General features: G+C 61.5%; 7 protein-coding genes and 1 tRNA gene. 2 read left to right on the top strand and 6 right to left on the bottom strand.

Annotated elements, in window-relative coordinates; translation table 11 throughout:
- The coding region (locus EN781_RS34335) for a hypothetical protein (RefSeq protein ID WP_189347561.1) at window positions 1-1,059 on the top strand (1,059 nt) is incomplete at its 5' end.
- Between the two features lie 79 nt (window positions 1,060-1,138).
- Here the strand turns inward: EN781_RS34335 and EN781_RS13920 are convergent.
- The 6 genes from EN781_RS13920 to EN781_RS13945 all read right to left on the bottom strand — a co-directional run bounded on the left by EN781_RS13920 (window position 1,139) and on the right by EN781_RS13945 (window position 9,397).
- Window positions 1,139-2,332 carry an acyl-CoA dehydrogenase family protein gene (locus tag EN781_RS13920; RefSeq protein ID WP_245492595.1) on the bottom strand — a complete coding sequence of 398 codons (1,194 nt, stop codon included), beginning with the start codon at window positions 2,330-2,332 and terminating at the stop codon, window positions 1,139-1,141.
- A 20-nt stretch (window positions 2,333-2,352) separates the two neighbouring features.
- Window positions 2,353-4,371 (bottom strand): non-ribosomal peptide synthetase, encoded by a 2,019-nt coding sequence (locus EN781_RS13925; RefSeq protein ID WP_126055870.1) that lies wholly within the window; start codon window positions 4,369-4,371, stop codon window positions 2,353-2,355.
- Between the two features lie 36 nt (window positions 4,372-4,407).
- Window positions 4,408-5,436: an alpha/beta fold hydrolase gene (locus tag EN781_RS13930; RefSeq protein ID WP_245455548.1), complete on the bottom strand. Its 1,029-nt coding sequence runs from the start codon at window positions 5,434-5,436 to the stop codon at window positions 4,408-4,410.
- Between the two features lie 420 nt (window positions 5,437-5,856).
- A tRNA-Asn gene (locus EN781_RS13935) sits at window positions 5,857-5,941 on the bottom strand.
- A 352-nt stretch (window positions 5,942-6,293) separates the two neighbouring features.
- Complete coding sequence (locus EN781_RS13940; RefSeq protein WP_127400068.1) at window positions 6,294-7,436, bottom strand: GNAT family N-acetyltransferase; 1,143 nt, start codon at window positions 7,434-7,436, stop codon at window positions 6,294-6,296.
- Between the two features lie 302 nt (window positions 7,437-7,738).
- Window positions 7,739-9,397 carry a polysaccharide biosynthesis/export family protein gene (locus EN781_RS13945; protein ID WP_189347563.1) on the bottom strand — a complete coding sequence of 553 codons (1,659 nt, stop codon included), beginning with the start codon at window positions 9,395-9,397 and terminating at the stop codon, window positions 7,739-7,741.
- Window positions 9,398-9,950: 553 nt separating this feature from the next.
- On the opposite strand from EN781_RS13945, the gene EN781_RS13950 reads away from it, so the two are divergent.
- Window positions 9,951-10,763 carry a response regulator transcription factor gene (locus EN781_RS13950; protein ID WP_126055868.1) on the top strand — a complete coding sequence of 271 codons (813 nt, stop codon included), beginning with the start codon at window positions 9,951-9,953 and terminating at the stop codon, window positions 10,761-10,763.
- Window positions 10,764-10,905 lie beyond the last annotated feature (142 nt).

Here is a 10,905-nt window from a genome sequence, read left to right on the forward strand (position 1 = left end):
GAGCGCGGCCTGGTGGCCGCAGCAGCGTGCGTCGGGGTGGCGCTGGCGGTCGGCCTCGCCTTGTTGTTCGTCCTCGGGCATGCCTACTTCTACAGCTCGAGTGCGCTGATCGGCGGCTGGTTCGAGGGTATTGCGTTCGTCCTCGGCTGCGGCCTGACCGGTCTCGCCATCGTGGGCGACCAGGCATTCCTGGGCAACCTGCGCAGCGCCGGCAGGATGATCCGGCTGGTGCTGTTCGGCATGTTGAAGCTGATGCTGATCGCCGCCGCCGCGGCTGCCGGCTACACCTCCCATGTCGCGCTTCTTCTGAGCTGGGCGGCCGGCCTGCTGGCGTCCCTCGTCGGCGTGGACCTGTTGACGCGCGGCGGTGCGCGTCAACTCGTTGGGCCTCCCGACTTCCAACTGCTCCAAACGCTCCGCAAGAAGGTCTTCGACCACTACGCGCTCGACGTGGCCCTGCAGGCGCCGGGCCTCATCATGCCTTACCTCGTGCTGGTTCTACTGTCGCCGGCCATCAATGCTGCCTTCGTGTGCTTGTGGATGTTGGTCTCCATCGCCTCGTTGATTCCCGCAGCCATGGCCACGGTCCTGTTCCCCGTAGTGCGAGCGAGCCCGAAACAATCCAGACATGACATCCTTTTGTCGGTGATGGCGTCATTGCTCTTCTCGCTAGTCTGCGCCGTCTTCGTCTTCACCTATTCGCAGACGATCCTGGCGGTCTTCAATCCGGCCTATCCTGAGATCGCCGGATCGAGCCTGCGCTTCCTCGGCTTCAGCCTGCTGGGATCAACGCTTAAATTTCATGCCTGCACGCTGGCGCGGTTGGGCGACAGGATGCGCAAGGCATCTCGCTGGTTCGCGCTTGGCGGATTGCTGGAGCTGTGCTTCGTGATCGCGGGAGCGAAGCTCGGTGGACTTCAAGGCCTGGTCCTGGGCTGGACGCTCGCCGTCAGCATCGAGGGTGCGTGTGCGGCCCTCATCTTGGCCTTCGCGACGAATTTGGATTCTGCCGCCGGCCCTGTGCACGATGAACCGCCCCCCTCGTCGCTCAAGACCTGAGATGTCGTGCATGGCGGCCAGGATGCGATCCTTGAGCTGGGGTTTGCATGCGACGCATGATGTGGCGGCGGCGTTTTGCTCACGACATCGACGCGACCACCTCCAGCATCACCTCCGTCGCGCCGCCGGCGATGGTTAGGACGCGGGCGTCACGCGTTATCCGCTCGATCGGACTCTCGCGCATGACGCCCATGGCGCCGTGGAATTGCACGCATGCATAGGCGACCTCGTTGACGAGTTCGCCGCAGATGGCCTTCAACATCGAGATCTCGCGCAGGCAATCTTCGTCGGCCGCCATGCGCCAAGCGGTGGCATAGAGAAACTGGCGGCCTGCCTCCACCTTCGCAGAGAGCATCGCGAGACGTTGACGGATCGCCTGCATGTCCCATAGGACGCCCCCGAATGCGCGGCGGGCTTTCACCCAGGCGAGGGTCATATCGATCGCCGCCTCGGCCGTCCCTATCGCCATGGCCGCGAGGACAAGGCGCTCGTTCTGGAAGTTGCGCATGATGGAGTAGAAGCCCTGTCCCTCCGCGCCGAGGACGTTCTCCGCGGGGATACGGCAACCGTCGAAGACGAGCTCCGCCGTATCGGAGGAGCGCCAGCCGTGCTTGTCCAACTCCCGGGCAACGCTGAACCCGGGCGTGCCCTTCTCGACGAGGAACATCGTGATTCCGTTGCTTCCTGCCGAGGGATCAGTCTTGGCGGCGACGCAGTAGAGATCTGCGTGGACGCCATTTGTGATGTAGAGCTTCGTGCCATCGAGGACGTAAGTGTCGCCCTCTCGGAGCGCGCGCGTGCGGATGGCCTTCACGTCCGAGCCCGCGTCCGGCTCCGTGATGGCGACCGCGGTGATCACCTCGCCGCTGATAATGCCCGGCATCCAGCGGGCCCGCTGGGCTTTGGTTCCGTCGTGAAAGACGTACATGGAAGCCATGTCGCTGTGGACCAGCATCGCATCGGCGGCGCCGCCATAGGTCGAGCGCCCGAGCTCCTCGGCGAAGACCGTCGATGCAACCGCGTCCATCTCGGCACCACCATACTCGGCCGGGTAGCGGATGCCGAAGAAGCCGAGTTCGCCCATGCGGCGCAGGACCTTACGGGGAATGAACCCGTCCTCTTCCCAGCGATCCGCGCAGGGCTTGATCTCCTCCTCGACGAACCGGCGGACCTGGTCCCGTAAGAGCTCATACTCCCCCGCTACCCAAGGCAGCCCCGATCCACGTGAAGGTACCCAAGCTTTGTCCATCATCTTCATCCGCCCCAGGGCCATTCGGAGGGCCGTCCGATAGGCTAGAGTTCGATTTCCTCTCTCGGTCCCTCGCGTGAGGGGACTTGGGAATCGGCCACCCAGCGCATTGCGTCGATCAATTCCGCCAGTCCGGCCACTGTCGGTCGCTCGAAGAGATTGCGAAGCTGCACGTCGACCCCGAAGGTCTTTTGCATGCGCGACACCGCCCGCATCACCAAGAGCGACTGCCCGCCCAGGCCAAAGAAGTTGTCGTCACGGCCGATCGACTCGACCTTGAGGAGATCGCACCACAGCGCGGCCAGCGTCTTCTCGGTCTCCGTCGAGGGGGCGGCGAAGTCTTGTGCAGGCTGGATGTTTTCCGCCGTCGGTTCGGGAAGCGAGGCGCGGTCGATCTTCCCGTTGGACGTGAGCGGCATCCGTTCGAGGCGAACATAGTGTGTCGGAATCATGGACTCCAGGAGTTCTTCGGCAAGGTGGGCGCGCAGGGCCGCCACGGTCACAGGTTTCGACGAGACATAATAGGCCACAAGTCGTGCGATGCCGTCTTCGACCGCTGGCGGTTCGACATGGCCGTTTTGGGCCATTGTTTGTATCGCTGGTTTCACCACCGAGGTGGCGATGGCAGCGACGGCGCATTCCTGAACATGCGGGTGCTTCAGAAGCCGGGCTTCGATCTCGCCCAGTTCGATACGAGCGCCACCAACCTTAACCTGATGATCGGCGCGGCCGAGAAAGTCCATGCGCCCTTCCGCGTTCCAGCGGGCGAGATCGCCCGTCTTGTACAGCCGCAGCTTCGAAAACCGGTCTCGGGGATCGGTGGCCGTGAGGAAACGTTCGTCAGTGAGGTCAGGGCGATTGAAATAACCTCTCGCCAGGCCGTCGCCGGCAATGAACATCTCACCGATAATGCCGGGGATGGTGGGCTGATGTGCCTTGTTGAGGACGTAGATGCCCGCATTGGCGGCCGGAACGCCGATCGGCACCGATGCGGATTGATCCCGGTCGATGTCGAAACGGTGTATCATGCAGCCCACAGTGGCTTCGGTTGGTCCGTATTCGTTGTAGATCTCGATAGGATGGGGAATGGCTTTCGTGATATCGCGAGCCAATCCGGCCTTGAAGTCCTCGCCACCCACGATGAACTTGCGCAGCCTTGTGGTCTCAAGATTGCGGTCGCGGATCATCGCGAGATGCGCCGGCGTCAGCTTCATGATATCGACGGCATTGTCGTCGATGACCTTGAGCACGACCATGCTCTGGACCTCGGGATCACCAAGATAGACCACGATGCGGCCACCGGTGATGAGTGGCGTGAAGAGCGTCGTGACGGTCAGGTCGAAGGCGAGGGATGAGAAAAGCGGCCATGCGAGACGTTCGCCGGAACTGTACACCCGCGCGGCCCACCAGATGTAGTTCACCAGGCTCCGATGCTCGATCACGACGCCTTTGGGCGTGCCGGTCGAGCCGGAGGTGAAGATGATATAGGCGGCGCCATCCGGAGTGGCAGCCGACGGTCGGGCCGAGTCCGGCTGATTCAAGATCGACCCGAAATCGGCGTCGAGCACGAAAATGTCGGCAAGGTTCGGGGAAATGACGGACTGCAGACGCGCCTGGGTGACCGCCACCGGCGCCCGCCCGTCGGTCCCGTCGGCAATGTCCTTCAGGATTGTCGCAAGACGCCCCTTCGGTGTTGCCGCATCCACCGGCACATAGGCTGCGCCCGACTTCAGGACGCCTAAGATCGCGACGACGACTTCAAGAGAGTGCTCCATGAACACAACGGCAATCCGACCCGGCCCCACGCCGGTCGAGCTCAGATGCGCGGCCATCTGGTTGGAGCGTTCGTCGAGCTGCTGATACGTCAGCGCTGAGTCGCCGAAGCGGATCACTTCGGCGTCAGGACTACGCACCACCTGGTCGCGGAAGAGATCGATGATCGTCCTGTCCGACGGGTAGGGCGCTGCCGTGGCGTTGTATTCGATAACCAGCGCCCGCTGATCGCCATCTTCCAGCAGGGGAAGCGCTACGCCCTCCGCCGCGACAGGTAGGACTTCATTCATGAGATACGCTCCCCATTGCAGAAATCAAAAAATCAATCACCTCAATCGTTCAGCTTGCCCGGTTGCTTGGCGATAAAGCTCTGCGATGGCAGGTGCGTCCGGTTCCTCCAGCATAAGGGTATCGTTGCAGTCCTCGGGCCCGAAATAGAACTCGGCATGGGGCACCACTCGAAGCCATCGGCGCGGTGCTGCACCCGATCGCATCCAGGCCTTGTTCGGAAGGAATATACAAACTCGGCCCGAATACGGCGTGGGAACGTACCGCCGCAAAGCCGTGATCGCCGTGGATTTGAGTCGAGCTCTGCTCGCCAGCACCGGATCCGTCGGGACCGGCTCATTGCTCTTGCGAATGGGGGTCACGAGGGTGCGGACGCGCTCGCCGAGATTGCGGAGGCGACTGCCGAAAAATCGGAGACGGGCGCCGAATGTCGGCAGCTTGGCTGCCTCTCGCAGGAACGAATCGGCGCTACGCTTGGCAAGGAAAAAGAGCAGACGCGGCGATTCCCCATAGGTGGTGGGGTGAAGCGGGCCAAAGAGCGCCGTGCATGGGATCTCCGCTCCGCGTTGGCGCAGGATTTTCGCCAGCTCGAGAGCGGTTGCAGCGCCGGAGCAGTAACCGGCGATGATGTACGGACCGGTGGGCTGATATTCTAAGATCTGGCGGGCGAAATATTCGGCGATGTCTTCGACGCAGTCCATCGGCTCGCTTTGCCCATCGAAGCCAGGCGGCTGGAGTGTGTAAAACGGTTGATCGCCGCCCAGGTGCTTAGACAGGTCCGAGAATGAGAAGGGCGCCCCGATATGCCCGGGTACGGCGTAAATGGGCGTGCGTGTTCCGCGAGCTTGCAGGGGAATGATTGCAGACTGTTGCCGGGCCGCCACCGCGGCCATAGTCAGAAACGCGATGATTTCGCCCTTCCGGTCCCGCAACTGTTCGGTAGACTCCGCCGTCAGAGTGCCTGCGGGGGCATTGCACCGCAGCCGGTCGCCCTCCACCCAGACCTTGATGTCTTTGACCGCGAGGTCCGCGAGAAGCTCCGGGATCTGCATCACGTCCGCCGACATTGGGCCTCCCGACATGCGAGTGAAGCGCTGTCCCGTGCCTTGCGTGCCCTCGTTTATCCGCAGTGCATCGTAAGCGAATGATGGCATCGCGGGCACTTCAATTCCGGACTACCAATTCCGGACTACCACCGCCTAAGCCCCACCCCAAGGCCTTGGAGATAGCCTCCAGCCGGGTCAAGCGCCGGAGGAAGCCCTGCCAGCCAATCTTCCGGACCACGGGCGGTGTAGGACCCATACTCGGAGGCGGAAAAGCAGAGCGCTGCGATCTCGTCCGCTTCGGGCACAGGGAGAACGCTCACCCCCGACCTCCTGCCTGGTAGAGGGCGACGACGGCGACCTCTCCGGATCGTGAGGCACTGAAGCGCAAATCGCGAGCAGCTACCTGGGCCGAAAGGGTCCTTGCTCAACGACCTGAAATGGTGGCTCCAGCGGTAGGAGTCGAACCTACAAGCCTCTCGGCGCCGCATCAACAGTGCGGTGCGTCTACCAATTCCGCCACGCTGAAACATTTATCTGAGAGCCCGCCGCGCGAACTGGTGCTTTGATCCCGAGTTGAACGGGAGACGCACTCTGCTTCAGACAGCCGCTCTGAGGGCGAGCTATACAGAGCAAACATGGATGCCAAGGCAGGCCCGGAACCTACAAATCCTTCCCTTTCAGAGCGGGCTGCGCCCGGTCCGCGCAGGGTCGCTGCTAGTGACCGCCCGTGGGGTTCGGCACCGACAATGGTCGAGTCGCACGATCCCGACAAACAGCACCCCCTGTTGGTCCTCGCCTGCCCAAGAGCTGGATCCGCGAACCGATTGTCCAAGAAACCTGCCTCCAATCAGACTGGCCGCCCTGCTTGGGTCGACCCGTCAAGCCACGGCCTCTCTCATATTCGTAGCAATGGTCCCTAGCACCCGCTTGGCACCGCGCAGCTTTGCCTCGATGCGGCGCTCCGGACCGTCTCTGCCTATTGCGATCCACTTCATGGGATGCTCGGCATTGGCCAGATGGGACTTGTGCCCGGAGAACCCAGCCAGAAAATCGTAGCCGCACTCGCCACGCCCGATGCTGTCCTCAATTGCCAGAACATGGCTGACAAGCCCGGGCTTGAGCCGGCCGTCGCGCTCATAGAGAAAGCCGCTTTGATAGTTGTAGACACGGCCGTCATGCACGAAATTGTAGAGGATTCCGATTGTCTGCTCTCCAGCCAACGTCCGTGAGATGCGGACCGTCCCGGCGGGAACTCCGAGTGAGATGAGCTCCTCGTGAAATCGACGGAAGCTCGGATTGGCAAAGGCTCCCTTGCGTCCCCACCGCGCCTGATGAAGCTCGGCGAGCAAATTAAATGCGGCGAGCGCCTCCGATGTCACTTCCATAGTCCGGAACGCAATGGGGCCGCGTTCAGCATATAGCCGCATGGCACGGCTTACCGTCTGCCGAGTGTTGCGGCCCAAGGTGGCGCGGAAATTTCCGCCTTTCTGGCGGACTTTAGCGAAATCAATCCACCGCGCCGTATCGTCCGCTCTCACATCGGTAAGGAGTCCAGCCCGGCCTGCGGTGCGACAAGCGGCCAACTCAAAGTCCGGATCAATACCGGAGAGCACCAACTGGTCAGAGTAGCGCAAGTGATGCGCTAAGGCCTCGAGGCATGCCACTCTGGTGGCATCGGCCAAGGATCGCTCCGCAAGTATGTTGTTGTACTCGATGAACAGTCGATCGAAACGAGCATCTCCGGTTTCATTGAGTAGCCAGCGCGCCCGCGCATGCAGCCCGAAACTCCAGGCCCTTCGCCGGCAAACAATCGCCAACCCAACGATTCTGCTTGACGTCCGGGCGACCAGAACATGTGGTTGCGCGCCCCCCGGCAGATGCCGCAGCCAGGTTCCGATCCAGAGCCAGGACAGATAGAATGAGTAAGTTGCTCGGGCTTCGAGCTCCTTCCAAATGGTCTCAAGTCTCGCGATGTCGGGCAAGGCCTCCACGGTAACGTCGATAACCGTATCCTGGCGCATGGCTTGTCCTACTGAAGGCACACGATAGGGTTCTGCACCGATGACTGAGACATCAAGAACTCCTGTCCTCGACGCGCGCTGCTGTTCAGCCAGGGAGCGCTCGGGGTTTGCCCTGTTTGGCCTATTTGGAGAAGTCTCGTATCGCCGGCGCGGGAAGTGAAGACCCTATTCCTGACTACCCATGGCGGGCAGTCCATGCCGATATTTGAAACTCAGCTGAGGCGGACCTGCTCGTTCATGAAACGGTTCAAGCTGTCGGCGAGTGGTCGTTTGGCGCTTCCCACTCGTTTCCTTGCAGGGCATCAATTCGGACCGATCCTCTCCTCCGCCACTTCGCTGCCAAGCCCTGCATCGTTGGCTGTGGACGCCGTCGGCGACGAGGTCGGGACCGGCGAGCCGCCCAGCTCTCTTGGCTCGCCGTCGCCCACGATAATGTTGACGAGGTCGCCCGGCTGCAGCAGGGTCATTCCGAGGGACTCGATGCTGACCGGTCCGGCTGCCGATTGCCGCACGATTTGATAGGTTACGCTGTTCGCGTCCTTCACAGACTGGGCGCGGGTCATCGGCAGCGTGTCCAGGACGCCTTCGCTGGCGTTCAACTCGCGCATATTGGCCGCGATCTGGGTCTCGGTGGACTCGATCTCGACCTCCAGATCGTTCATGAGGTCGGCCCGGATCTGCAACGACTCTGCCTCTAGCGAAGCGAGGCGCTGCTTGGCCATGGCGTACTGGTTGAGGGCATCCTTCCGACGCTGTTCCGCGTCGGACAACTCGCTCCGGACCTGATCCATCACCGTCATGCTGAGAACGTTGCGGTCCACGAGCGTGCGCATGCTGTTGACGCGCTCCTGGCGCAGCTTGATGAGCTCGTCGAGCGAGTCCATGCGCCCATACGCGGCAACATCCTGCCTGGCCGCCTCCAGTGCACGCACAATCGTGCGCTCGCGATCTTTGCGGGCCGTTGCGACGGCCTTGCGCCGGTCGCTCTGCTCGCTGATGAGGTTGGCGGCTTCCGTCGCGCCGGCCAACTCCAGCAGCTGGCGTGGAATCTTGGGCGCCGTACCGTCGCGCTCGGCTCTCAGCACCGCCACGCGAGCGAGCAACTTCAACATTGCATCGATCGCCCCGCTACGCTTCTGGCTTTCGCGCACGGCTTCGATCTTCTGCCACGGCTCGCCCTGGCCCTGGTCGAGTCCGCCGGCCAGCGCGATGGCATGCAGGATCGTCATGCCGGGCGCGTACTTGAACGAGCCTGGATTCTTGACTGGCCCCAGCACATAAATGGGCGGTCGCTCCAGCGACAGGATGTTGACAAGCCCCTTGCGGCCCAGCAATTGTTCGAAGGTTTCCGCCAGGTCGGCCTGTACCTGTTGCGTCGACCGGTTGGCGACCGGAATGAAGCCAAGCAAGGGCACGGAAATCGTGCCGTCTTCTTGGACCATGTACTCGCCGCTCAGTTCCGGACGCTGCAGGATGCCGCGCAGGGCTGAGGCTGAGGACGCGCCCCCCCATTTGTCTTCCTCGACCTCGACGCGCTCGTAGAACACGACCCTGATACGGTCGCCGACGCCGAACAGGCTTCCGGTTTCTGGCGCCGTGCCGAGGGTTTTGGGGCGCCCGGCACTGGTGGGGACGGCAGGGATGACGCTCCCTTCGACCAACGTCACGGCCGGCGCATCCGGTCCCTTGCCGAGGGTTTTGGGGCGCTCGGCAATGGCGGGGACGGCAGGGACGACGCTCGCCTCGACCAAGGTCGCGGCCGACGCATCCGGTCCCGACACGATCGCGCGGGAGGGTTCGGCCCTGGCTTGAACCGGTTGATCCTGCCAACTATCGATAGCAGCAGACACCTTCTGCACCACGGCTTCGGAGATATCCTCGACCTTCTGCACCGCGGCTCCGGAGATATCCTCGACCTTCTGCACCGCGGCTCCGGAGATATCCTCGAGCTTCTGCGCCACGGCCCTGGAAACAACCCCGATGGTCTCTCGGTTGAGGGGCTCCAAGTTTCTGACCGCGGCCCCTCCCAGGACGGCGACACCGGAGAGTCCAAAGACCAGCAGGATGGCCCTTATTCCCCTGATCCGTCGGCCGCCGGCCCGTGACGAGGGAGTGACGGGCTCGGAATTGTGTTCTGTGGCCATGGCGTGTGGCTTTCACCTTCAATGGTGACGATGCCGCCCCGAACTGGTCGAGCACGGGTCGACGGGCAAGACTCTTCCTCATCGTGACCCTTCACCGCCTGCGGCACAACTATCCCTTTGTGGGCACTCCTTCCGGATAAGGCACCGACTTGGACGAACTCGTCCAATGCGCTGCGCTGCGGAAGAATGCAGGCCCGCCGCCTGCATCATACCTTCCCCAAGGCCAACAGGTTTGAGAAATCCCGATGGTCCCGAGACGCTGCCCCTACGCCTAAAGAGGGTATTTGGGTGTAGGGTTTTCCTAGCGTAACCTTAAAAGATATGCGGTTGGCGCCCCGAGCGCCTTACCGGGCGCGTTGGGGAGGCTACGATGACTAAACAATCTTTCATGACGGTGCTTGTCGGGCCGAGCGAGTTACTCCGAGAAGGCCTTAGTCGAATCTTGGATACAGCAAAGTTTCGTATTCTTTTCTCTGCGGCTTGTGTTCACGATCTTCTGCAGAAGCCGCTACCCCAGCACCGACCGATCTTGCTGATCCTGGATGTCGGCGGTACTGATGCAGATGCTGAATTCGCACAAATTGCCGACTTTAAAGCGATTTGTTCGAACAGCCACGTCGTTGTGCTGGCCGATCACTGTCGATCGAGCGATATAGTTTCGGCCTTTCGTGCAGGAGCTGACGCATATTTATCAAAAGTCGCTCCTTCCGATACGTTCATCAAAGCTCTCGAGTTGGTTATGCTCGGGCAGACGGTGTTACCTGTGGAGCCTTCGACATTTATTCAGGACATAAGGCATGATCTTAAATATGACGCGGTGACGGATGATGTGACAGTCGCAGCTGCTAAAATGGAGAATGTCGACAGAGACCTGTCAATTTTGTCGGACAGGGAAAAATGTATTCTACGTTGCTTGATCAAAGGGGATTCTAACAAAACCATCGCGCGCGAGATTAGAATCGCCGAAGCTACGGTGAAGGTCCACGTCAAGGCGATCCTTCGAAAGATTCGGGTTCGTAATCGTACGCAGGCTGCTGTTTGGGCGATGAATCATGGTGTGCTCACCCCCGCGACTGGCCCGTCAGGGAACGAAAAGATGGCAACTCAGCCCTCTCATTTTCCGCAAGATCTGTTTGAAGCACGGAAGGGGTACCACTTTCTCGAGAACGCTCATCCGATTTGACCGCTTATTCGGGGCTGATGCATTCGCTCGCCTCGATGCGAAGCTCCGCGATGAAAACGCGTAGGTTCAAATCACCCCGGCGACGGTAGCAAAGAGCTGCCGTGGAGACGTATCGCCATGGGCGCGTGACGATGTAAAGAAC

This window comes from Mesorhizobium sp. M4A.F.Ca.ET.090.04.2.1 (assembly GCF_003999085.1).
GTDB lineage: Bacteria > Pseudomonadota > Alphaproteobacteria > Rhizobiales > Rhizobiaceae > Mesorhizobium.

Excerpts from the sequence above, each read along its gene's own strand:
- EN781_RS13920 (WP_245492595.1), bottom strand. The coding sequence starts at position 2,332 with ATGGCCCTGGGGCGGATGAAGATGATGGACAAAGCTTGGGTACCTTCA.
- EN781_RS13925 (WP_126055870.1), bottom strand. The coding sequence starts at position 4,371 with ATGAATGAAGTCCTACCTGTCGCGGCGGAGGGCGTAGCGCTTCCCCTG.
- EN781_RS13930 (WP_245455548.1), bottom strand. The coding sequence starts at position 5,436 with ATGTCGGCGGACGTGATGCAGATCCCGGAGCTTCTCGCGGACCTCGCG.
- EN781_RS13940 (WP_127400068.1), bottom strand. The coding sequence starts at position 7,436 with ATGCGCCAGGATACGGTTATCGACGTTACCGTGGAGGCCTTGCCCGAC.
- EN781_RS13950 (WP_126055868.1), top strand. The coding sequence starts at position 9,951 with ATGACTAAACAATCTTTCATGACGGTGCTTGTCGGGCCGAGCGAGTTA.